The sequence below is a fragment of the Polaromonas sp. P1_E11 genome (genome assembly GCF_056405995.1).
Map to the genome: position 1 here is coordinate 1138225 of NZ_JBFUBA010000001.1, position 21772 is coordinate 1159996.

Here is a 21772-nt window from a genome sequence, read left to right on the forward strand (position 1 = left end):
TTCCATGTCCAAATCAAGCGTGAACGCGAAGGCCCGCCGCAGACAGTGCTACAGCACGGCAAGGCGGGCCGACAAAGTGCACGTTTGATTTGGACATGGAATTATTTGCGCATGAAGTCGGGGCTGGCCAGCATCAGGCCGGTGCGCATCTGCGCGGGTTCCTGCGCGATGCGCTCGCGCGTCGCAATGCTGAAAAAGGCGTTGAGGTAAGACGGCTCAGCTGTGCGCTGGGCCAGGCCCATGGCGTAATCGGCGCGGCGCGTCAAAGCCTCAGGCGCAAGCCAGGTACCTGCATCGGTTTTATAGCCGTCGGGCGTTTGCCAGCCATGCATGGGCTGGCCGGCCTGCGCCAGGAAGCCCAGGGTTTGCACGACGTCGCGGCGCTCCTTGACGCCCCCGGCCGCAGTGAGCGCCGAACAGGCAAAGTCCAGCGGGGTTTTAAACAACTGGTTGTCTTGCGCCCAGAACTCCGGTGACTCGATCAGGGCGCGCATCACCGCGCGGATGTCGCCCTGGGTAGCCGTGAAGGCAGTCGCCAGCCGGTTGACCAGCGCGGCAGAGGGTTTGTCGGCCACGAAAAAACTGGCCAGCCGGATAGACACACGCCGTGCCGTCTCGGGCCGACGTGCCAGGTAGCGAATGGCTTCCTCGCCTTCCGCAACGCCCTCGCTGCCGAACGTACGGCCCAGCAGGACCTTGCCTTCCTTGTCGTGCAGGCGCTCGGCAAAACGAAAACCCTCGCCGTCCTTGAGGTTCACCGTCCAGCCGGTGAGAATGCGGGCCAGTTCGTGCACGTCTTTTTGCGTGTAGCCGCTGTTCACGCCCAGGGTGTGCAACTCCATCAGCTCGCGCGCGTAGTTTTCATTGAGGCCGCGGCTGTTGCTCTGCGCCTGGTCCAGGTAAAACAGCATGGCCGGGTGCCTGGCGCTGGCCAGCAACAAGTCTTCAAAACGGCCCAGGGCGTTGGCGCGAATCACATTGATTTCGTAGTGACCGACAAAGGGGCGCACCGGGCCCTTGCCGACGAACACGTTAAGGTGGTTGAACCAGAACTCGGTCATCCGGGCCAGCAGCGGATTTTCCAGGGCCGGATCGCTGCAGGACATCAGCCGCCAGGCGGCCGCGCCCTGGGCCATCTCGCGGCTGAACTTTTCCCCGCCTGTGTCGGCCGCGGCGGCCATACCGGGCTTGGGCGTTTCGCGCGCGGTCTTGCGCGCCTCCCGCTCGGCCTGGAAGCTGCGCGCAATGTCACTCAGCGGTGCGTTGATGCCGGCAAGTTCGGCGGGAAGGTTGGGAGGCCGCAGGCTTGCGGCATAGGCCACATCCAGCTGCTGCAACGCCCAGGCGCGGGGTGAGGCCGCGGCGGCCTGCGTCGAGGCCGGCGTGGGCGCATACCCCAGGCGCGAAGCGGCGCGCCATGTGGCGGCAAGCTTGGCCGGCGGCGGCACGGCATCGGCCTGCGCCTGCGCCGCCGGGGCGGCGAGGCAAGCCAGGAAGGCCGCGAGCATGCCGGCCTGGGTGATCGCTGGGGGCATCATGTTCTCCTGGGGTCTGTTAACAGGCCCTCGCCCCTTGTAACGCATCCGCCACGCCTTGCGTTGAATGCCGCCCGTGGCTTTACACAGGTTTACCGCCCCAGGGCCGGTGGTTACAGCGTCAGGATGGTGCAGCCCGTGGTCTTGCGCGCTTCGAGAGCGCGGTGCGCCTCGGCCACATCCGCCAGCGCAAAGCGCTGGTCTATGGGGATGTGGACCTTTCCGCTGGTGACCATGGCGAACAGCTCGTCCGCCATTTCCTGTGTGGTCTCACGCGTCGCAATGTGGGTAAAGAGCGTCGGCCGTGAAACGTAGAGCGAGCCCTTGGCAGCCAGCAGGCCGAGGTCCAGCGGCGGCGTCTTGCCCGAGGCATTGCCAAAGTTGGCCAGCAGACCAAAGGGGCGCAGGCAGTCCAGTGACTTGAGGAAGGTGTCCTTGCCGACTGAGTCGTACACCGCCTTCACGCCCTTGCCACCGGTGATCTCCTTGACGCGGGCCACGAAGTCTTCTTTCGTGTAATTGATGGCGAAGGCTGCCCCCTGCGACAGGGCCAGCGCGCATTTTTCATCGGAACCGGCAGTACCTATGAGTTGCAGGCCCAGAGCTTTGGCCCACTGGCAAGCGATCAGGCCCACGCCACCGGCGGCCGCGTGAAACAGCACATGGTCGCCGGCCTGCAAGCCGCCCTGCGGTTGCGTGCGGCGCAGCAGGTACTGCGTGGTCAGGCCCTTGAGCATCATGGCCGCGCCGGTTTCAAACGAGATCGCGTCGGGCAGCTTGCACACGCACCTGGCCGGCATCACGCGCACTTCACAGTAGCTGCCGGGCGGCTGGCTGGCATAGGCCGCGCGGTCACCCGCTTTCAGGTGGGTCACACCCTCACCAACGGCCTCGACGATGCCGGAAGCCTCCATGCCCAGCTGAAGCGGCATGGCAAGCGGGTAGACACCGCTGCGTTGGTACACGTCGATGTAGTTCAAGCCAACGGCCTTGTGACGGATACGTATTTCGCCCGGGCCGGGGTCGCCTACCGTCACGTCTACCAGTGTGAGTTCTTCAGGTCCGCCGTGCTGGTTGATGCGTACGGCTTTGGAGGTGATGGAGGCCATGGATTTCCTTGCAAAGGTTGCAGATGGAGAAAGAAAAAGGGTGGCTGCCATGGTGCCATGAATCGAAATGGGCCGCAGGCGCCGAGGGTTGAACCCCGTACGGCGAGAGGAAAACCATCGTGCTTGATAAAGTCCCCGTCATGACCCAACGCCTTACGCCCGCCACCGCCACGCTGCTGGTGGTCCCTCCCGTGCTCTGGGCCGGCAACGCCGTCGTCGGCCGCCTCGTCACTGGCCTGGTGCCGCCCATGACGCTCAACTTCCTGCGCTGGGCCCTGGCCTTCGTGATCCTGTTGCCGCTGGCCTGGCACCTGCTCAAACCGGGCAGCAGCCTGTGGCCTCACTGGAAACGTTTCGCGGTGCTGGGCCTGCTGGGTGTGGGTTGCTATAACGCCTTGCAGTATCTGGCGCTGAAAACCTCCGCGCCGCTCAACGTGACGCTGGTGGCGTCCAGCGTGCCGATCTGGATGCTGATTGTGGGGGCGCTGTTTTTTGGCCAGGCTGTGTCGAAGCGACAGATCGCCGGTGCCGTGCTGTCGATTGCCGGCGTGCTGGTGGTGCTGTCGCGTGGCCAGTGGGAATTGCTCATGCAGGTGCAACTGGTGCCCGGCGACCTTTACGTGCTGTTGGCCACGCTGGCCTGGGCGTTTTACAGCTGGCTGCTGTCGCAACCCAAAGAGCCGGCGGAAATCCGCCACGACTGGGCAGCCTTCCTGCTCGCGCAAATCGTGTTCGGGCTGGCCTGGTCGGGCGCGTTTGCCGCCGGTGAATGGGCGTTGACCGACGCGCATATCCAATGGGGCTGGCCGTTGGCCCTGGCCCTGGTGTATGTGGCGGTGGGGCCTGCAGTCATTGCCTACCGCTGCTGGGGCATGGGTGTGCAGCGTGTAGGGCCGGCGATTGCGGGCTTTTTTTCCAACCTCACGCCGCTGTTCGCTGCGCTGCTGTCGGCGGCCTTTCTCGGTGAGTTGCCGCATCTCTACCACGCGCTGGCTTTTGTGCTGATCGTGGGTGGCATCGTGGTGTCGTCGCGGCGCTGAATCGCGCAGCAATGAACGCAACGGCGGTTTGATTTTCACAACACATTGCGAAAAAACGCTGCATAAAACTTGCCAAGCCCGCGCGGGCTCTTCAAAATCCGTTCCTTGCTTTGAGCCACTGCGCAACGAATGACCTTGTGCAGCCACCCTTGAAGCCCTCAAGACCCATGACTTTGTTCACTCACACCTGACGCACCCTCCACTGCCCCCGGCTGGATGTGGTGCCCACCATACCCAGCCCTGCGGGCAGTCGGTGCCGCGCCTTCACGTGTGAAGCGCGCTCCGCGAACCCCAGGCTGATTTTTTCGCCGGGGTTTTTTGCTTTCTGGAGCGTGCACATGAGTGCCAAAACTTTTTCCCGTGACTTTGCCGACGGCAAGGTCAAGCATTTGCGGCGCATGAAGCAGCCGCTTGCCTTGACATTGCCACTGCCCGCCCCGCGCAATCCCGTGGTGCAGGCCCTCGCCCAGCGTGCCATCACGTCCGGCGCGGGCAAACATATTCGCAGCAACGGCGCCCATCGCCGTGCTGAAACCGTGGCTTTGCAAAAAGCCCTCCGAAATTTGACTGACTGACATGAAAAACGATATGACAACCGAGACGGTGGCCGCAGCCCGCGTGCCGCCCGAGCTCATGCGCGAGCGCAGCGCCCACCTGGCCCTGGTCGCCGCAGAACTGAAGACCGAGCTGTTCGGTATTGACGACATCATCGACCGGGTGATCGAGTCGATCCGCGCCTGGTATGTGCTGCCGCACATCATTCGCCGGCCGGTGATCGTGTGCCTGTGGGGACTGACCGGCACCGGCAAGACCCAGCTCACGCGCCGCCTGGCGCAGAAGCTGGGCTTTTACGACCGTTTTGTCGAAGTGCAGATGGACGGCTTCAGCAACGGCAGCAGCTGGCGCAGCGCCGACTCCATCAGCGGCATGCTGTCGGAATCCGCCGTTGCCGAGAGCGAGCCGGGCATTCTGGTGCTGGATGAATTCCAGCGCTTTCGCACCATCAACGAAAAGGGCGACGAGGTCGCCGTCAAACGTTACCAGGACGTGTGGCAGCTTCTGTCCGACGGGCGCCTGCCGCCGTCGCTGTCTTTTCTGCAGGAATTGGAATCGTCCCTGGCTTTTTCGCTGTACGACCACGAACGCGAGGAACAGGCTGATGAAAAGCCCGCAAAGAACGGCGTCCAGCCCAAAAAACTGAAATTCGCCCTCTCGCCCTACCAGGCCCAGGAGTTCAAGCAAAGCCTCAAGCTCAAGGAACCGCTACAGGAGGTGATGACCTGGACACCCCAGCAACTGCAGGAGCGCATGCTGGCGTTCAGGGCATCAACCGACTCGTGGGAAACGGATTACAGCCGCCTGCTCATCATCGTCTCGGGCAACCTCGACGAGATGTATGAGGGCACCGCCAAACGCGTGGAAGACTGCGACACCGACGCAGACATCTTTCACACACTGACGAAAAAGCTGTCGGTCATTGACGTCAAGAAGGCACTGGGAGAGCGCTTCAAGCCCGAGCAGATCGCCCGGCTGGGGAACAACCACGTGATCTACCCTTCGTTGAGCCAGGCCACGTACGAGCGGCTGATCCGCAGCACCTGTGCCAGGTACGTTGGTGAAATGCAAGCGAGTGCGGGGCTGTTTTTTGACCTGCATGAATCGGTGTATGAGGGCATTTATGCGAACGCAGTCTTCCCCGCCCAAGGCACACGCCCGCTGTTCTCGTCGATTCACGCCATTCTGAGCGCGCCGCTGGTGAGTGCCGTGCTGTGGGCGTTTGAGCATGATGTGCCGGCGGACACCACGCTGCATGTGAGGCTGGACGCCGCCACGCAATCCCTGCACGTCAGCCATGGCGAGTGCGGAGGCGGGAGCGTCGCCTACCCCGTGCCGCTGGACCTGAACCAGCTCAAGCAGCGCGCCAGCCCCGACTTTCGGGCCTTGCTGGCCGTGCACGAGGCCGGCCACGGCCTGGCCTACGGCCGGCTGTTCGGCCATGCACCGCAGGAGGTGAAGATCAACGTAGCCTCTTTCGAAGGCGGCTACAACAGCTATGTTCGCCTGAAAGCCGAGTCGCGGCAAAGCTGCCTGGACCGCATCTGCGTGGGCCTGGCCGGCCGCGCCGCCGAAGCGCTGGTGTTTGGCGAAGACGCCTGCACCACGGGCAGCGAAAGTGACTTCAAGAACGCCACGGCTCTGGCCGCGCGCTTTGTGCGCCACTTCGGATTCAGCAACCGGCTGAGCCGCACCGATGTGACCGACAGCACCGAGGAAAACCTCAACACCGACGTTGAACCGACCAACGCCGAGATCGAGGCCCTGCTCGCGCAGGCCTATGCACGAGCGCAGGCGCTGCTCAAGGCCGATTCGGCCCTGCTGCTGCGCATCGTGGAAGAGCTGCTGGCGCACGGCCAGGTGAGCAAGGAGAAGATGGCCGGCCTGCTGGGCGTGGGCATCGCGACGGAAGAGAGGACGCTCATGCCTTATGCCGAGCAGCTCCAGCTGTTCAGCCTGCAACACGGGCTGATGCAGCGGGTTAGTGCTACTGCTGTGGAGGCTGTCGAACCTGCGCTTGAATGATTGCCTGAACGTTAAGGCTGACTTGAGTGCTGGCGGCACTCAATCCAGGTCCAGGCCGAAGTGCCGCCTGAAGGCATCGCAAAATTCCGCGGTCCCGCTGAACGACAAGGTCAGCGTGTGCCGCGGCTTGCCGGGCGTGCCGGCTTCCACCTTCAGGCGATGCGCCGCCTCGTCATAGTGCAAGGCCTCGGGCGCCGTCAGCTCCTGCATGCCATGCAGGTCGTAGTCCCAGTCAAAGCCGTCCTCAAGCGGGCCGCGCCGCCCGGGGAATTCCGCGTGGGCCCATGTCAATACCTGGACGGCTTCAGCATGGACGGCCAGCACCTGGTCCGGCCATGTGGAGGCCATGGCTTCCAGCGTGCCCGTGCCGTCACTGCCCTCGGCGTAGTCGAATTGGAGGTAGTCCAGGCTCAAGGGCAAGCGCCTGGTGCTCAATAAGTACCCGGATAAGCCCCGCCGTCGGCCAGCACGTTCTGCCCCGTCATGTAGGCGGCATGCGTGCTGCACAGGAAGGCGCAGATGGCGCCGAACTCCTCGGGCGTGCCGAAGCGCTGGGCCGGGATGTTCTTTCGGCGCGCATCCATGATGGCCTCAAGAGGTTGACCGGTTTTTTGCGCCGCGCCGCTCATGGTGCCGCGCAGGCGGTCGGTATCGAAGGCGCCCGGCAGCAGGTTGTTGATGGTCACGCCTTGCGCCGCGAGTTTGGTGCGTGCCACGCCGGCCACAAAACCGGTCAGGCCGCTGCGCGCGCCGTTGGACAGGCCCAGGATGTCGATGGGCGACTTGACCGAACTGGAAGTGATATTGACGATGCGCCCGAAGCCGCGTGCCGCCATGCCGTCGACCGTGGCCTTGATGAGCTCGATGGGAGTCAGCATGTTGGCGTCGACCGCCTTAAGCCAGGCGTCACGGTCCCAGTCGCGGAAGTCACCGGGCGGCGGGCCGCCGGCATTGGTCACCACGATGTCGAAGTACTTGCGCAGCGCGAACACCGCGGCCCGGCCTTCGGGTGTGGTGATGTCGGCGGCGACGTACTGGACGCTCGCACCCGCGGGTTTGCCCTTATCCGCCTTCAGTTTTTCAGCCGCGGCCTTCAGCGTTTCCTCGCCGCGCGCCACGATCATCACATTGACGCCTTCGCGCACCAGCGCCTCGGCGCAACCCAGACCCAAACCTTTGCTTGCGCCGCAGACCAGCGCCCATTTGCCTGCAATACCCAAATCCATAATAATTCCTCATTACAACCACGGGGGAGAGCGGCTCATGATACTGAGTAAATACAAAATACAGGCGGGGATGGTTATCGTTCCCCTGCTCACATCGCTGCTGGTTTTCAGTGCGGTGGCACAGGCCCAGCCTCAAGGCGAAGCCGTATTGATCAAGCGCGCAGCCCAATTGCGTGAAGGCCCGGGGGAATCCGCCCGCAGTCTGGCGCCGCTACCGGTACAAACTTCAGTGACCCGGCTGGGTGAACGCAGCGGCGCGTGGATCAAGGTCCGCACAGCAGACGGCACCAGCGGCTGGGTGCACATGTTTGACATCACGGCCCCCAGCTCACAGGCCGGTGCCGGCACCGGTGCACTGCGCAGCCTCTCGAGCTTTTTCAACAAAGGCAGCGCACAGGCGCCGGGCGGCGCAGTTGCCACATCCACCGTCGGCATTCGCGGCCTGGGTGCGGAAGACCTGGCCAATGCCGTTCCCAACCTGGCGGCCGTGGCGCAAGCCGACGCCAACCGTGCAAACGCTGCGCAAGCCCGGCAGTTCGCGGGCGGTGCCGCTCTGAACGTCCGGCAGGTCGATCCCCTGCCCACACCCGCACCGCCGGCTGCCGCACCCAGCGCCAGAACCGAACAATACGGCGGCTGAAAAAACAAGACAAGAGGCACCGCAATGAATCTTCACATCCTCCAAACACTGGCAACGCCCGCACGCCATGCAGTTTTTGCATTGACCCTGCTGGCCGGCTCACTCCCCCTGGGCGCCCATGCCCAGGATGCAGGTAAAGCGCTGGGCGGCCTGTTCCAGTCACTGATACGCCCGAACCAGCCGGCGCAGCCCGCACCCGCGCAACCCAATTCCGCCGCCGGCCTGGCCGGCGCATTGCTGGGCGCCAGCCTTACACCAGGCGGGCAGCAGGCCGCCCAGGGTGGCGACCTGTTCCAGCTGTTGTCACAGTCGCTGGATCAGATTGACGAGCCACGTGAAATCCAGATCGGCCAGCAACTGGCCGCCGTGCTGCTGGGCAGCAAACCGCTCTACCCTGACGTGGCCGCGCAGCGTTATATCAACCAGCTGGGCCGCTGGATCAGCCTGCAGTCATCGCGGCCCGACCTGCCCTGGACCTTCGCCATCCTCGACGACCCCGGCTTCAACGCATTTGCCACACCAGGCGGTTATGTCTTCGTCACCAAGGGCCTGATGGACCGCGTGGCGGACGAAAGCGAACTGGCCGGCATACTGGCCCATGAAATTACCCATGTCACAGCCAAGCACCACCTGATCGCCATGAACAAAGCGGCACGCGCCGGCCTTCTGACGCAGGTGATCAGCTCTCAGCTAAAGAGCGACCTGGGCGGCCTGGTGTCATCGCAGTTGCTGGCACTGGGCAAGAACATGTACACCAAGGGCCTGGACCAGCAGGACGAGTTTGACGCCGACCGTACCGGCGTGGCTCTCGCCGCGCGCGCAGGGTTCGATCCCTACGGCCTGGTGGCGGTGCTGCAGCAACTGCGCAGCGCCGCGCCGGACGATGCGCTATTTGCCCTGTCGCTCAGTACCCATCCCCCGGCACAGGTTCGCCTGAACCAGCTTGAGCAGGCCATGGGTAACCGGCTCGATGCTTACGCGGGCCAGCCGTCCGTCACGGTAGCGCAGCGAATGAGCGCTTCGAACCGCCGGCCTACGGCGCAGGCACCCGCACCCACGCGCACCACCGGCAAGAAAACGAACTAGGACGTAACGGGCCTGCGACGGCGGCCTTTCTTCACCAACCGGGGCCGCGGGACTGGCCTTGCCAGACCGCCGGCGCAGCGGCCCCTGGGTAATGAAAGGGGCAGGGAGAAGCCGCAGGCTACACGAAGTGAGCGACCGTGGGGGCTATCTGGTTCTGGTGAAGACGAATATTCCGGCGATGACCAAGACCGTCCCCGCCGCCACCCAGACCGTAAACGGCTCACCCAGAATCAGCACGCCCATCAGGATCGTGGACATCGGCCCCACCATGCCAGTCTGTGCGGCCATGCCGGCGCCGATGCGCTCGATGGCCATCATCACCATCAGCACCGGTACGGCCGTACACAACGTGGCATTGAGCAGCGACAGCCAGATCACCTCCGGCGCCACGGCCGCCGCACTCAGGGGCCGCAGCAATACAAACTGCAGCAGGCAGCACAGGCAGGCCACGGTGGTAGCCAGCCCCACCAGACGCAATGAGCCGAGCCGCCTGACCATCTCACCGCTGTAAACCAGATAGAGCGCATAGCTCACCGCGCTCAGGAACACCAGCAGCGCACCCCAGGCAGCGTCCGCGCCCTGCAGCGTGATCTCGTGGCCGAACACCAGCACCACGCCGCAATAGCTGATGGCCATGCCGATGATTTGCAGCGCACCAACTCGGCGCTTGTACATCACCAGGCCCAGCAGCAAGACCAGCGTGGGATTGAGGTAGAGGATCAGCCGTTCCAGCGACGCACTGATGAATGCGAGGCCGGCGAAGTCCAGGAAACTGGCGAGGTAGTAGCCCGTGAAGCCCAGCCAGAGCACACCCAGCCAGTCCTTGCGCGTCAGCGGGGCCTTGCCCCGGCTGGCCCACCACGCCATCACGGCGAAGATCGGCAGGGCAAACAGCATGCGGTACATGATCAGCGTGACGGCGTCGACTCCGTAGCGATAGGCCAGCTTGACGATGATGGCTTTACCGCTGAAGGCAATCGCTCCGAAAGTGGCGAGCAGCAAGCCGGGCGCTATGCTTTTTGTAGCTGCTTGCGCCCGTCCTGCCTGATCTGGCGGCCTGTTTTTATCAGATTTATCGCTCAAGGTCGCTTCTTAAAAACCCACGGCCTGACCGTCGCGGCGCGGATCACTCGCCGCCACATAGCCCTCGACCTTGGGGTTGCCGGCGCGCCAGATGAACTGGCCGGCGCCGAAGTCCTGGTAGGAGTCGTTGATAACTTCCATGCGGTGGCCGCGATCGGCAAGGCCCTGCACCGTGCCCGGGTCCATCGTGGCCTCCACATTGATCTCAAGGCCGGCGTTGTAGCGCCAGCGCGGTGCATCGCAAGCCACCTGTGGGCCCTGGCCGTAGTCCAGCATGCGCACCAGTGTCTGCATGTGGCCCTGCGGCTGCATGTTCGCGCCCATCACGCCGTAGCTCATCACCGGCTGGCCGTCCTTGCTGAGGAAGGCCGGAATGATGGTGTGGAAAGGCCGCTTGCCCGGTGCGACCTGGTTGGCGCCCGGTTGCAGGCTGAAGGCATGCCCACGGTTCTGCAGGCTGATGCCGAACTCGGGCTCGACGCAGCCCGAACCGAAACCCATGTAGTTGCTCTGGATGAAGCTCACCATCATGCCGTTTTCATCGGCTGCCGTCAGGTAGATCGTGCCGCCCTTGACAGGGTTGCCCGCACCGAAGTCCTGCGCCTTTTTCATGTCGATGAGTTTGGCACGGGATGCGAGATACGCGTCATCGAGCATTTGCTCGGCCGTCACCTCCATTGACGAAGGCTCGGCCACGTATTGGTAAATGTCGGCAAACGCCAGCTTCATGGCTTCGATCTGCAGATGCTGCGAATCCACGCCGTCAACCGGCAGCCCGGCCACGTCGAATTTATCGAGGATGCCCAGCGCAATCAGCGCCGCAATGCCCTGCCCGTTGGGCGGGATCTCGTGGAGGGTGTAGCCGCGGTAATCCTTGCCGATGGGCTTGACCCATTCCGGCTTGTAGCTTTCAAAGTCTTTGGCGGTGATGCTGCCGCCGTTTTGTGCGGAGAATTTTTCGATGGCCTGGGCAATGGCGCCGCCGTAATACGCCGCGCCCTTGGTTTGCGCAATCGACCGCAATGCTTTGGCCGCAGCCTTGAACTGGAACAGTTCACCGACATTCGGCGCGCGGCCCCAGGGCAGAAAAGATTGCGCAAAGCCCGGCTGCGACTTCAACTCCTCCGTAGCGGCCGCCCACTTCTGCTGCACCACGGGCGGCAACAAATAGCCGCGCTCGGCAATTTCAATCGCGGGCTCCATCAGGTCGGCGAACGGCAGCTTCCCGAAACGCTCGCTCAAGGCCACCCAGCCGGCCACCGCGCCCGGCACACTCACGGAATCCATGCCGCGCTTGGGCGGCGTCTGCGCATCGCTGCCGTATTTGCGTTTGAAGTAGTCCGGCGTCCAGCTTTGCGGCGCGCGGCCCGAGGCATTGAGCCCATGCAGTTCCTTGCCGTCCCAGAGGATGCAGAAAGCATCGCTGCCCAGGCCATTGCTGACAGGCTCGACGATGGTCATGGCGGCTGCGGCAGCGATCGCGGCATCTACCGCATTGCCGCCCTTGAGCAGCATGCGCAAACCGGCCTGCGCACCCAACGGGTGCGAAGTCGAAACAACGTTGCGGGCAAACAGCGGCAGGCGGGTGGAGGTGTAGGGGTTGCTGTAGTTGAACTTCATGGGTCACCTGTTGGAGGCAAGGAAGAATGGATGCCGGCGGTCATGGCGCGCAACCGCAGGCGGGGAAGTCAAACTGACCGGTATCGCCATGACCAGGGGGAGCGATGCGGTGAAAGGCACTAATCGGCGCTGATTTTCCGCTCGACAATGATTTTCTTCCACTTGGCCGTGTCCGTCTTCACCATGGCCGCAAAGGCCTGCGGCGTGCCGCCTGTGGGTTCGGCGCCCAGCCGGGCGAAGCGGTCTTTCACGTCAGCGTCGGCCAGGGCTGCGTTCACGGCCTGATTGACCTTGCCTGCCAGGTCTGGCGGCATGCCTTTCGGGCCGTACACCCCGAACCAGGTGACTGACTCAAACCCCGGCAGGGTCTCCGCCACCGCCGGCAGATCGGGAGCGAGCGCCGTGCGTTTGAGGCTGGTGACCGCAAGGACCCACAGCTTTCCGTCTTTCACGTGCGGCATGCCGGTGACGAAGGAGTCGAACAGCACGTCGATCTTGCCGCTGATCAGGTCCGGCATGGCCAGCGCCGTACCGCGGTAAGGGATGTGCAGGATGAAGGTCCCCGATTGGGCCTTGAAGTACTCGCTGGTCAGGTGGATGATGGTGCCGTTACCGCTGGACGCATAGTTCAGGCGCCCGGGATTTTTGCGCGCATGGTCGATGAATTCATCCATGGTTTTTGCTGGCGATGTATTGGGGACCAGCACCACGTTGGGCGAACTGGCCACATAGGCAATCGGCGTGAAGTCGGTTTCTGCGTTGTAGGGAATCCGCGGATTGATGGCCGGCCCGATGCTGTGGGTGCTGGATGTGGCCAGCAGCAGCGTGTAACCGTCCGGCGCAGATTTGGACGCCGCATCTGCCCCTATCGTGCCACCGGCGCCCGGCCGGTTTTCGACCACGACCGTCTGGCCAATTTTCTCGCCCAGTTTTTGCGACAGGGCCCGTGCCAGGATGTCCGTCGCGCCGCCTGCCGGAAACGGCACGATCATGCGAATGGGTTTGGATGGGTAGTTCTGGGCCACGGCAGGGCCCGCGAAAGTCACGGCGGAAGCCGCAGCCAGGGAAATAATATGTCTACGTTTCATCTGGCCATTGTGCAACGATTTTGGGCGCCGACTATGTAGCAAACAGGCAAAACAAAAGGCACCCAAAGGTGCCTTTTTTTGCGTGCGCTTTCGCGCCGGTTCTGCCGATTACTCCTCGACGAAAGCTTCTTCCCGTTTGTTTTTAATGCTCGGCAGCAACACGATGACCAGCAGCAGCAAGGCGGCTCCCAGCAGTCCGGCCGACAGCGGACGCGTCACAAACACGCTCCAGTCGCCGCGCGAGAGCAGCAGGGCCCGGCGCAGATTTTCTTCCATCATGGGGCCCAGGATGAAACCGAGCAACAAGGGAGCGGGTTCGCAGCCGAGCTTGACGAACATGTAGCCGATCACACCAAAGATGCCCACCATCCAGATGTCGAAGGTGTTGTTGTTGGTGGAGTAAACGCCAATCGCGCAGAACAGCACGATGGCCGGGAACAGGTAGCGATAAGGCACGGTCAGCAGCTTGATCCACATGCCGATCAGCGGCAAGTTCAGGATCACGAGCATCGCGTTGCCGATCCACATCGAAGCGATCAGGCCCCAGAACAGTTCAGGGTTGCTGGTCATGACCTGTGGGCCGGGCTGGATGTTGTGGATCGTCATGGCGCCCACCATCAGGGCCATCACGGCATTGGGTGGAATACCCAAAGTGAGCAACGGAATGAAGGACGTCTGCGCACCGGCATTGTTCGCCGACTCGGGGGCGGCCACGCCACGAATGTTGCCCTGGCCGAAAGCCACCTCGCCCGGCTTCGACTTGATCTTCTTTTCCAGTGCATAGGCAGCGAAGGCCGCGAGCAGCGCGCCGCCGCCCGGCAAAATGCCCAGTGCAGAACCCAGGAAGGTACCGCGCAGCACGGCCGGCAACATGTTCTTGAAGTCCTCCTTGGTCGGGAACAGGCCCGACACCTTGGCGGTGAACACCTCGCGCTCATGCTCAGGCTGCGCCAGGTTGCTGATGATTTCGCCGTAACCGAACACACCCATGGCGATGGTCACGAAGCCGATACCGTCGGTCAGTTCAGGAATGTCAAAACTGAAGCGGGCCACGCCGGAATTCACGTCGGTGCCGACAAGGCCCAGCAGCAGGCCCAGCACGATCATGGCAATGGCCTTGAGCAACGAACCGGAAGCCAGCACCACGGCGCCGATCAGGCCCAGAACCATCAGGGCAAAATATTCAGCAGGGCCGAACTTGAAGGCCAGTTCGGTCAGCGGGGGGGCAAAAGCCGCCAGGATCAGGGTGCCCACGCAACCGGCAAAGAAAGATCCCAGACCTGCCGCAGCAAGCGCCGGCCCGGCCCGGCCTTTTCTCGCCATCTGGTACCCGTCAATACAGGTCACCACTGAAGACGACTCCCCTGGCAGATTCACCAGAATGGCGGTGGTGGAACCACCGTACTGGGCGCCGTAATAAATACCAGCCAGCATGATCAGCGCCGACACGGGTGGCAGCGCATAGGTTGCCGGCAGCAGCATGGCGATCGTAGCCACAGGGCCGATACCCGGCAGAACACCAATCAGGGTACCCAAAATACAACCGATCAGGCAGTACAACAAATTGATGGGCGTGAATGCCACGCCAAAGCCTATCGACAGGTGATTTAGCAATTCCATTTTTTATTCTCCTTAGCCGATAAAGAATGGCCAGACCGGGAACTGCAACTTGAGCAGGACGACAAAAGCGAGGTAACTGCCGATGGCCAGCACCGTCGCAAGAATGAAGGTGTTTTTGACCTTCCAGCCTTCTTCAGCCATGCTGGAAATGAAGGTCAGCGCGTAGATTGCCACGATCATGCCCATGGCGGGAATCTTGATGCTCGGCAAACCGGCCAGCAAAATGCCGAATACCAGATTGGCCAAAATAATGAAGGAAAGGGGCTTCCAGGCCCACTTGCCGATCTTGTCGCCGCCCACGGTTTCCACAACCAGTGCCTTGAAAGTGATCGCAGCGCCCAGAACGGTCATCAAAATACCCAGCATGAGCGGGAAGTACCCCGGTCCCATACGGGCACCTTCACCCACGTTGTAGGTGGTAGCCCCCCATGCGAACGCCACACCGACGCCCATGAACATGAGGCCGGAGAAAAAGTCTTTCTGACTCTTGATATTCACGGCTGTCTCCTCAATACATATAAAAGAAAGAATCGGTGGATTGTGCATTCAATCCCCCTACCCCCGACATGTGGCTTTCACTTACCTTTCGTTTATCTTTGGCTTACCTCTTGCTTACATATAGAAGCAGGCGCCGGGAAAAACAGTGAAAACCCGCAGTAGCAGAACCTGTTGACGGCCAAAAACAGGGGCCGCGTTCAGGCGGTGTGCAGCTTCTCAAGCCAGAGGCGGAGTGGAGGCCAAGATTTCCTCGATGGTTGTCAGGCCCTCTGCCACTTTCAGTGCGCCGGCCAACCGAAGCGGGCGCATACCTTCGCTGACCGCCTGGCGGCGCAGCGCGTCGATGTTGGGCTCTTTCGAGACCTTTTCCTTGAAGCCCTCCGTGACCGTCAGCAGCTCATAAAGACCCATGCGCCCACGAAAACCGGTCATCCGGCAATCCACACAACCCACCGGCTTGTACGGCCGGTAGCCGCCGCTGATTTGCCAGGGTTTGACAAGGTCGGCGAGCGTTTCGCGTGAGGCAGCCTCATCGGGCTGACGGCAATTGCTGCACAAGGTGCGCACCAGCCGCTGGGCCAGCACACCCAGCAAGGTGGCGTTGATCAGGTAAGAAGGAACCCCGAGTTCCATCATGCGGGACACTGCCGACGGGGCGTCATTGGTATGCAGCGTGCTGAAAACCAGGTGGCCGGTCAGCGCGGCTTGCACGGCCATCTCGGCCGTCTGCAGGTCGCGGATTTCGCCCACCATGATGATGTCCGGATCCTGCCGCATCAGCGCGCGCAACCCTTCGGGAAAGTCGAAATCCAGATGCGGCTGGACCTGCGTCTGGTTAAAAGAGGCCTCGATCATTTCGATCGGGTCCTCAATCGTGCTGACGTTGACTTCTTCAGTCGCAAGCCGCTTGAGCGTTGAATAGAGCGTGGTGGTCTTGCCGGAACCGGTAGGCCCGGTGACCAGGACAATGCCATAGGGCCGCTTGACCAGTTGCTCCCATCGTTCGGCGTCGTGCTGCGAAAAACCCAGGGCATCCAGGTCCTTGACCGTGGTGTCTGGATCAAAAATACGCATGACCATCTTCTCGCCGAAGGCTGTGGGCAAGGTGGACAGGCGCATTTCAATCTCGTCACCGCGCGGGTTGCGGGTCTTGATGCGGCCATCCTGCGGGCGGCGCTTTTCCACCACATCCATGCGGCCCAGCAGCTTGATGCGGGCGGTCATGGCGTTGTGCACGCCCATGGGCAACTGATACACGGGATGCAGCACGCCGTCGATGCGGAAACGGATCACCCCCTGCTCGCGCCGCGGCTCCAGGTGGATGTCGCTGGCGCGCTGGTCAAAGGCGTACTGCCAGAGCCAGTCCACGACCTGCACCACACCCTGGTCGTTGGCGTCCAGCTGCTTGTTGCTTTTGTTGAGTTCGACCAGTTGCTCAAAACTGGCCGAGCCCGAGCTTCCGCCCGACTTGATGGCGGCCTTGACCGATTTCGCAAGCGCAAAAAATTCGGCGGTGAACTTGGTGATTTCCAGCGGACTGGCAACCACAAGGCGCACGCTGCGCTTGGCTTGGCGTTCGACTTCCTGCACCCAGTCGGTCACGAATGGCTCCGAGGTGGCAATGACCACTTCGCTGGACGTCACCTGCACCGGCAGCACCTTGTGCCGCTCGGCGTACATGGCCGACATGGTGTCGGCCACCTTGCCCACGTCAACCTTGAGCGGATCGATCCGCAGGTAGGCAAGGCCGGCCCGTCCGGCCAGCCATTGCGTAATCGTTTCCATATCAAGGGGTTTGCCGTCAGCCACGCGTGTCATGCCGACACTGGCAAGCCGGGTCAGCGGAGGCTGCGCACTTTGCACCTGCGAGCAGCGTGCAATCGTTCGTTGCGCTTCGGCGGCGCTGATAACACCATCTTCACTGAGCCATTCAACCAGCATGCGCCAGTCCAGCAGTCCGGTGTGGGCCTTTTTCGCGTGCAAGTCTTTGGGGTGTTTGGAATGCGTCACGGCGCTCATGGGTCGCACTGTACCCCATCCACCCGGGTCTTTACCATCCGCACCTCTGCAGCATTACGCCGCCGGCGCAAAGAGCCGCAGCCATTTTTTGGCAGGCAGGTCCCAACGCGACTCAATGACACCGGCTTGCTGCAACAGGTCAGCCCGCTCGGGTCGCGTCGGGTCGCGTTGGGCAAGCACCACAGTGTTGCCTTCGCGCGTCGGCCGGAATGCCCAGACCGCCTCGGGCCCAAACGCTTCCGCGATTTTTGTCAGCGACTGCACGTAACTGGAATCACGGCCAAAAAGATTCACCGTCATCACGCCGTCTTCCGCCAGAAGCCCGCGGCAGTCTTCATAAAAATCCGCGCTATCCAGAACCGGCGCCGCCGCTTCGTGGTCATACAGGTCGACATGCAGAAAGTCCACCGTTCCCTGGTGCGCAGGTTTTTTTATTTCCAGCGCCGCATCGGCTTCAATGACATGCAGCCTCAGGTCGTCCCGCGGTAGCTTGAACCAAAGCCGGCAGGCCGTGATCACCTGCGGATTGATTTCAATCGCCGTGGTTTTCATGCGCAGCTTTTTATAGCAAAACTTGGTCAGCGCGGCAGAGCCCAGGCCCAGCTGCATGGCATGTTTTTTAGACACAGCCGCCGCGTCGGTGAACAGCAGCCCCGCCATCATGCGCTGCACATACTCCAGTTCGATGTCATACGGCGCATCGCGCAGCATGGAGCCTTGCACCCATTCGGTGCCCAGATGCAAAAAGCGCACCTCACCATAGTCGGAGAAATTGACTTCAGGTAGTTCGGCCGTCGTTTTCGCTGTTTCTTTTTTTGACATCAAACCAGTCCATGCTTTTCAAATACTTCACGCCAGGCAGCGAGTTTGCGCTCAAAGCTCCAGGAGGCGTTCGCCGGGCTGGTCGAGGGCAATTTATAAACCGGCAAGCCCAGCGCCAGCGTGTGTCTGGCATGCTTGAAGCTTTCGCCGCCGTTGTGCGCAATCGCTTCCAGTGCCGGGCACAGTTGCCGCAAGCTGGCGAGGTCATTGACCTGCGCATTGCGAATTGCGCTGTCCAGGCTGCCCTCGCGTTCACAGGCAGCGTACACGTCCCACAGGCCAAGCCCTTTTGACAAAAGCCATTCGCTACGAATTTGATAGCTGCTCGCGCCCGTCCCCACTGGCCCATCAAGCCAAATGGCTTGCAAAATCTTCCAGAAATGGTTTTGCGGGTGGCCGTAATACTGCTGCGCAGCCAGTGAGGCGGCGCCCGGAAAGCTCCCCAGTACCAGCAGGCGAGTGCCGGGAGAAACCAGCGGCGCCAGGCCCGCCAGCACAGGTTTCGCGGTGTCATTTTTCACGCCAGCAGGGCTCCCAGTTTCGGCAGCGCCCGCAATGCGTTGGCGGTCGTTGCGGTCGCCAGCGACTCCAGCGAAATTCCGCGCAAACCCGCCACCTGCTGCGCAATGCGCGGCAACTCGCCCGGCTCATTGCGGCCCTGGGCACGCCCCGCTTCGCGCTCCGCCGCGGTTTTGTAGATCCAGTGGGGCGGAATGTCAGGCGAGTCCGTTTCCATCACCAGCGCCTCCAGGGGCAGATCCGCCGCCAGGCGCCTGAGTTGCAAGGCCGGCTCAAACGTGACGGCGCCGCCAAAGCCCAGCTTCAGGCCCAGCTTGATGAATTCCCCCGCCTGCTGTTCGCTGCCATTGAACGCATGGCCGATGCCGCGCCAGCCGCCCTCAGGCGCCAGGTCGCGCAAGTGCTTGAGCAATTTGTCAGCCGATCGCCGCACGTGCAGGATGACCGGCAGGCCGTGCTTGCGCGCCAGCTTGAGTTGTTCGCGGTAGAAGTGCTCCTGGCGTTCACGCATCGGGCTTTGCGTCAGGGCCGGCACAAAATAATCAAGGCCGATTTCACCCACCGCGACCAATCGCGGATCAGACCGCCTCAACGCAAGTTCGTTATCCAGTGCCTGCAGGTCGGCGTCTTGCGCCTGGGGCACACACAGCGGATGGATGCCCAGCGCATAGCTGTCGGAAAAACGGTGTGCCAGCACACGGACTTCCTCGAAATTGAACACGCCCACCGCCGGCAGCACGCAGTGAGCAACGCCTGCAGCGGCTGCCCGCGCACGAACTTCGGCGACATCGGCGGCCAATTCACCGGCGTCAAGATGGCAGTGTGTGTCTACCCAGAAAGTCATTCAGTCAATGCGGCAGGGCACCCGGGATGTGAAAAGAAAAGGTACAAAAAAAGGGAAGACCTGGCGCAGGCCTTGCTTGCAGAAGATGTTGACACAGAAATGAAATCGGGACACGCTATGCTTTTTTTGAGGAAATGCACGCGCAATTCGTTACCGTTTTTTTGCCCCTGATCTCTTTTCGTCAACCACTGTCTACCACCGTCGACTGATAACACAAGGAAAAGCCAACATGAAATTATCCCGTCTGATGAGCCACATTCTCGGAGCCGGCCTCGTTGTTTCAGGTATGGCCAGCCCCGCCTGGGCACAAGACCAGAAGTTGCGGCTGATTACCTGGGCGGACTATGTGCCGGCTGATGTCGTGGCGCAGTTCAAGAAAGAGACCGGAATCGACGTTGAACTCACGCTGTCCAATAACGAAGAAATGATTTCCAAGCTGCGCGCCACCGGCGGCGCCGGCTTTGACCTGGCCCAGCCCTCGCAGGACCGCATCACCGGCCCGCAGCAGGAGTTCGGCATTTACAAGCCCATGGACCTCAGCAAGATCAAATCCGATCTGTTCATCCCGTCCATGCTGGAAGCCACCAAGAAAAACACCACACTCGATGGCAAGGTTTATGGCCTGCCGCACATCTGGGGCACCGACGGCCTGGTCGTCAACACCAAGCTGGCCAAGATGACCGACTACCCCGACCTGTGCAAGGCCGACGTCAAGGGCAAGACCGCCGTGCGCCTGAAGCGCCCCACCCTGCTGGCCTTCGCCTTTGCGTCCGGCAAAGACCCGTTTGCGCTCTACAAGGACCCGAAGGCCTATGGCGCGCTGATGGATGAAGTCGGCAAGACCATGATTGCCTGCAAGAGCAACATCAAGTTCTACTGGGACAACAAGGACCAGTTGCTCAACGGCATGCGCGCCGGTGAAGTGGTGGGCGCCATGATGTGGGACACCGGCGGCTGGAAGCTCAATGCCGAAAAACCTGAAATCCAGTTCATCGCACCGAAGTCGGGCGCACTCGGCTGGATCGACACCTTCGCCATCCCGGCCAAAGGCCGCAACGATGCCGCCGCCTACGCCTGGATCAACTTCAACATGCGCCCCGAGATTGCCGCAAAAGTGGCAGGCTCTGCCGGCAACTTCACCGCCTCCAAGGGAGCCGACCAGCTGGCCGATCCCAAGCTGAAAGCCCAGTTCGCCGCCAGCTTCCCTGAAGCCGCGTTGAAAAACGTGAAGTGGTATCCCGCAGTGCCTGCCGGCATCGAGGACATCGAAGGCCGCGTATTAGACCGCGTGAAAGCAGCCCAATAACCGGCAACCGGCCTATCACCGGTGCACGCAGACCTTCAAGCCGAACACGTCGGTAAAACCTACGCCGGCCAGCCCGCGGTCAAGGACTTGTCCTTTACCGTGGAGCGCGGCAGCTTCTTTTCCATCCTCGGCCCGTCGGGCTGCGGAAAGACGACGCTGCTGCGCATGATCGCCGGCTTTCTGTCGCCCGATGCGGGCCAGATCCACATCGGCGGCAGACCCATGAACGGCGTGCCGCCCAACCAGCGGCCCGTCAACATGGTGTTCCAGCACCTGGCGCTGTTCCCCATGATGTCGGTCGGTGAAAACGTTGGCTACGGCCTGGCACGGCGCGGCCTCTCGCGCGCCGACATCAGCGCCAAGGTCGGCGCCATGCTCGAACGCGTGAGCCTGCCCGGCATGCAGGACAAGCGGGTCGACCAGCTATCGGGCGGGCAGCGGCAGCGCGTGGCGATTGCGCGAAGCCTGGTGCTCGAGCCCACCCTGCTGCTGCTCGACGAACCCCTGGGCGCGCTGGATTTAAAGCTGCGCGAGCACATGAAAGTCGAGCTCAAGCAGCTGCAGGCGGCCTTCGGCACCACCTTTGTTTACATCACGCACGACCAGTCCGAGGCATTGGTGCTGTCCGACCATGTCGCAGTCATGAATGCCGGCAGCTTTGAGCAGGTGGGTACACCGCAAGAGCTGTACTACCAGCCGCAAACGCCTTTTGTGGCGGGCTTTGTGGGCGCCAACAACAAGCTGAGGGGCGGTGCCACCGCAGGCGCAGAGCCCGGCAACGTGGCGGCACTGACGACCGGCCAGGGCCTTGCCATGCATGCCCGTGCCGTCGGCAAAGTTCTGCCGGGTCAGACCGTGCAGGCTTTCGTGCGGCCCGAAGCGATCAGCCTGGCCCGCGACGCCGCAGAGCTGCCCGTTGACCACACCGCCTATGCAGGCCAGGTTGAGAGCCTGCTCTTCGACGGCGCCAATTCGGCCGTCTTGCTGCGCGAGACCACCAGCCGCACGGAATTTCGCATCGCGCTACCCCAGACCGGCCGCTTTGCCGACTTGCGTGTCGGTGAAACAGTGGCCTTCAGCTTCGACCCCGCGCAAGCCACCTGTTTTGGGACAGCCGGCGCCTAGCGCCCGCAGATC

The 21772-nt window shown here is 62.3% G+C and carries 20 protein-coding genes; 7 read left to right on the forward strand and 13 right to left on the reverse strand.

Features of this window, described 5'->3' with window-relative positions; genetic code table 11:
- Positions 1–101 precede the first annotated feature (101 nt).
- Both AC1D11_RS05555 and AC1D11_RS05560 read right to left on the reverse strand, forming a co-directional pair.
- Positions 102–1535: a DUF1800 domain-containing protein gene (locus AC1D11_RS05555; RefSeq protein ID WP_477648005.1), complete on the reverse strand. Its 1434-nt coding sequence runs from the start codon at positions 1533–1535 to the stop codon at positions 102–104.
- Between the two features lie 113 nt (positions 1536–1648).
- Positions 1649–2644: a quinone oxidoreductase family protein gene (locus tag AC1D11_RS05560; protein WP_477651428.1), complete on the reverse strand. Its 996-nt coding sequence runs from the start codon at positions 2642–2644 to the stop codon at positions 1649–1651.
- A 140-nt stretch (positions 2645–2784) separates the two neighbouring features.
- On the opposite strand from AC1D11_RS05560, the gene AC1D11_RS05565 reads away from it, so the two are divergent.
- The 3 genes from AC1D11_RS05565 (at position 2785) to AC1D11_RS05575 (ending at position 6264) form a co-directional block, all read left to right on the forward strand.
- Positions 2785–3684: a DMT family transporter gene (locus AC1D11_RS05565; protein WP_477650949.1), complete on the forward strand. Its 900-nt coding sequence runs from the start codon at positions 2785–2787 to the stop codon at positions 3682–3684.
- Between the two features lie 338 nt (positions 3685–4022).
- The gene (locus AC1D11_RS05570) at positions 4023–4259 is read left to right on the forward strand and encodes a hypothetical protein (RefSeq protein ID WP_477648008.1); all 237 of its coding nucleotides are present in this window, start codon (positions 4023–4025) and stop codon (positions 4257–4259) included.
- A gap of 1 nt (position 4260) precedes the next feature.
- Entirely contained in the window at positions 4261–6264 is a 2004-nt protein-coding gene (locus AC1D11_RS05575; RefSeq protein WP_477651429.1) for an AAA family ATPase, read from the forward strand.
- Between the two features lie 39 nt (positions 6265–6303).
- Here AC1D11_RS05575 and AC1D11_RS05580 read toward each other — a convergent pair whose 3' ends face one another.
- A complete protein-coding gene (locus AC1D11_RS05580; RefSeq protein ID WP_477648010.1) occupies positions 6304–6678 on the reverse strand; it encodes a hypothetical protein in 375 nt (124 codons plus the stop codon).
- A gap of 17 nt (positions 6679–6695) precedes the next feature.
- Positions 6696–7490, reverse strand: a complete 795-nt coding sequence (locus AC1D11_RS05585) for an SDR family oxidoreductase (RefSeq protein WP_477648011.1) — start codon at positions 7488–7490, stop codon at positions 6696–6698.
- A 70-nt stretch (positions 7491–7560) separates the two neighbouring features.
- Between AC1D11_RS05585 and AC1D11_RS05590 the strand changes: the two genes are divergently transcribed.
- Positions 7561–8130: an SH3 domain-containing protein gene (locus AC1D11_RS05590; protein ID WP_477651430.1), complete on the forward strand. Its 570-nt coding sequence runs from the start codon at positions 7561–7563 to the stop codon at positions 8128–8130.
- A gap of 24 nt (positions 8131–8154) precedes the next feature.
- Positions 8155–9216 (forward strand): M48 family metalloprotease, encoded by a 1062-nt coding sequence (locus tag AC1D11_RS05595; protein ID WP_477648013.1) that lies wholly within the window; start codon positions 8155–8157, stop codon positions 9214–9216.
- A gap of 144 nt (positions 9217–9360) precedes the next feature.
- Here AC1D11_RS05595 and AC1D11_RS05600 read toward each other — a convergent pair whose 3' ends face one another.
- The 9 genes from AC1D11_RS05600 to AC1D11_RS05640 form a co-directional block, all read right to left on the reverse strand.
- Complete coding sequence (locus AC1D11_RS05600) at positions 9361–10230, reverse strand: DMT family transporter (RefSeq protein ID WP_477648067.1); 870 nt, start codon at positions 10228–10230, stop codon at positions 9361–9363.
- Between the two features lie 78 nt (positions 10231–10308).
- On the reverse strand, positions 10309–11919 hold the full coding sequence (locus tag AC1D11_RS05605; protein ID WP_477648014.1) for a gamma-glutamyltransferase family protein: 1611 nt from the start codon (positions 11917–11919) through the stop codon (positions 10309–10311).
- Positions 11920–12038: 119 nt separating this feature from the next.
- Positions 12039–13007 (reverse strand): Bug family tripartite tricarboxylate transporter substrate binding protein, encoded by a 969-nt coding sequence (locus AC1D11_RS05610; RefSeq protein ID WP_477648015.1) that lies wholly within the window; start codon positions 13005–13007, stop codon positions 12039–12041.
- A gap of 108 nt (positions 13008–13115) precedes the next feature.
- Positions 13116–14627 (reverse strand): tripartite tricarboxylate transporter permease, encoded by a 1512-nt coding sequence (locus AC1D11_RS05615; protein WP_477648016.1) that lies wholly within the window; start codon positions 14625–14627, stop codon positions 13116–13118.
- 12 nt (positions 14628–14639) lie between these two features.
- On the reverse strand, positions 14640–15125 hold the full coding sequence (locus AC1D11_RS05620) for a tripartite tricarboxylate transporter TctB family protein (protein ID WP_477648017.1): 486 nt from the start codon (positions 15123–15125) through the stop codon (positions 14640–14642).
- 216 nt (positions 15126–15341) lie between these two features.
- Positions 15342–17144 (reverse strand): type IV pilus assembly ATPase TfpB, encoded by a 1803-nt coding sequence (gene tfpB / locus AC1D11_RS05625; RefSeq protein ID WP_477648018.1) that lies wholly within the window; start codon positions 17142–17144, stop codon positions 15342–15344.
- Positions 17145–17198: 54 nt separating this feature from the next.
- Positions 17199–17966: a class I SAM-dependent methyltransferase gene (locus AC1D11_RS05630; RefSeq protein WP_477648019.1), complete on the reverse strand. Its 768-nt coding sequence runs from the start codon at positions 17964–17966 to the stop codon at positions 17199–17201.
- Positions 17966–18487: a DNA-deoxyinosine glycosylase gene (locus tag AC1D11_RS05635; RefSeq protein WP_477648020.1), complete on the reverse strand. Its 522-nt coding sequence runs from the start codon at positions 18485–18487 to the stop codon at positions 17966–17968. The genes AC1D11_RS05630 and AC1D11_RS05635 overlap by 1 nt, the downstream gene beginning before the upstream one ends.
- Positions 18484–19329 carry a TatD family hydrolase gene (locus tag AC1D11_RS05640; RefSeq protein ID WP_477648021.1) on the reverse strand — a complete coding sequence of 282 codons (846 nt, stop codon included), beginning with the start codon at positions 19327–19329 and terminating at the stop codon, positions 18484–18486. The genes AC1D11_RS05635 and AC1D11_RS05640 overlap by 4 nt, the downstream gene beginning before the upstream one ends.
- Before the next feature lie 229 nt (positions 19330–19558).
- On the opposite strand from AC1D11_RS05640, the gene AC1D11_RS05645 reads away from it, so the two are divergent.
- A complete protein-coding gene (locus AC1D11_RS05645; protein ID WP_477648022.1) occupies positions 19559–20635 on the forward strand; it encodes an extracellular solute-binding protein in 1077 nt (358 codons plus the stop codon).
- 21 nt (positions 20636–20656) lie between these two features.
- A complete protein-coding gene (locus AC1D11_RS05650) occupies positions 20657–21760 on the forward strand; it encodes an ABC transporter ATP-binding protein (RefSeq protein WP_477648023.1) in 1104 nt (367 codons plus the stop codon).
- Positions 21761–21772 lie beyond the last annotated feature (12 nt).

Coding starts and splice junctions, on each gene's coding strand:
- AC1D11_RS05555 (WP_477648005.1), bottom strand. CDS start 1,535: ATGCCCCCAGCGATCACCCAGGCCGGCATGCTCGCGGCCTTCCTGGCT.
- AC1D11_RS05560 (WP_477651428.1), bottom strand. CDS start 2,644: ATGGCCTCCATCACCTCCAAAGCCGTACGCATCAACCAGCACGGCGGA.
- AC1D11_RS05565 (WP_477650949.1), top strand. CDS start 2,785: ATGACCCAACGCCTTACGCCCGCCACCGCCACGCTGCTGGTGGTCCCT.
- AC1D11_RS05570 (WP_477648008.1), top strand. CDS start 4,023: ATGAGTGCCAAAACTTTTTCCCGTGACTTTGCCGACGGCAAGGTCAAG.
- AC1D11_RS05575 (WP_477651429.1), top strand. CDS start 4,261: ATGAAAAACGATATGACAACCGAGACGGTGGCCGCAGCCCGCGTGCCG.
- AC1D11_RS05585 (WP_477648011.1), bottom strand. CDS start 7,490: ATGGATTTGGGTATTGCAGGCAAATGGGCGCTGGTCTGCGGCGCAAGC.
- AC1D11_RS05590 (WP_477651430.1), top strand. CDS start 7,561: ATGGTTATCGTTCCCCTGCTCACATCGCTGCTGGTTTTCAGTGCGGTG.
- AC1D11_RS05595 (WP_477648013.1), top strand. CDS start 8,155: ATGAATCTTCACATCCTCCAAACACTGGCAACGCCCGCACGCCATGCA.
- AC1D11_RS05605 (WP_477648014.1), bottom strand. CDS start 11,919: ATGAAGTTCAACTACAGCAACCCCTACACCTCCACCCGCCTGCCGCTG.
- AC1D11_RS05610 (WP_477648015.1), bottom strand. CDS start 13,007: ATGAAACGTAGACATATTATTTCCCTGGCTGCGGCTTCCGCCGTGACT.
- AC1D11_RS05615 (WP_477648016.1), bottom strand. CDS start 14,627: ATGGAATTGCTAAATCACCTGTCGATAGGCTTTGGCGTGGCATTCACG.
- tfpB (WP_477648018.1), bottom strand. CDS start 17,144: ATGAGCGCCGTGACGCATTCCAAACACCCCAAAGACTTGCACGCGAAA.
- AC1D11_RS05630 (WP_477648019.1), bottom strand. CDS start 17,966: ATGTCAAAAAAAGAAACAGCGAAAACGACGGCCGAACTACCTGAAGTC.
- AC1D11_RS05640 (WP_477648021.1), bottom strand. CDS start 19,329: ATGACTTTCTGGGTAGACACACACTGCCATCTTGACGCCGGTGAATTG.
- AC1D11_RS05645 (WP_477648022.1), top strand. CDS start 19,559: ATGAAATTATCCCGTCTGATGAGCCACATTCTCGGAGCCGGCCTCGTT.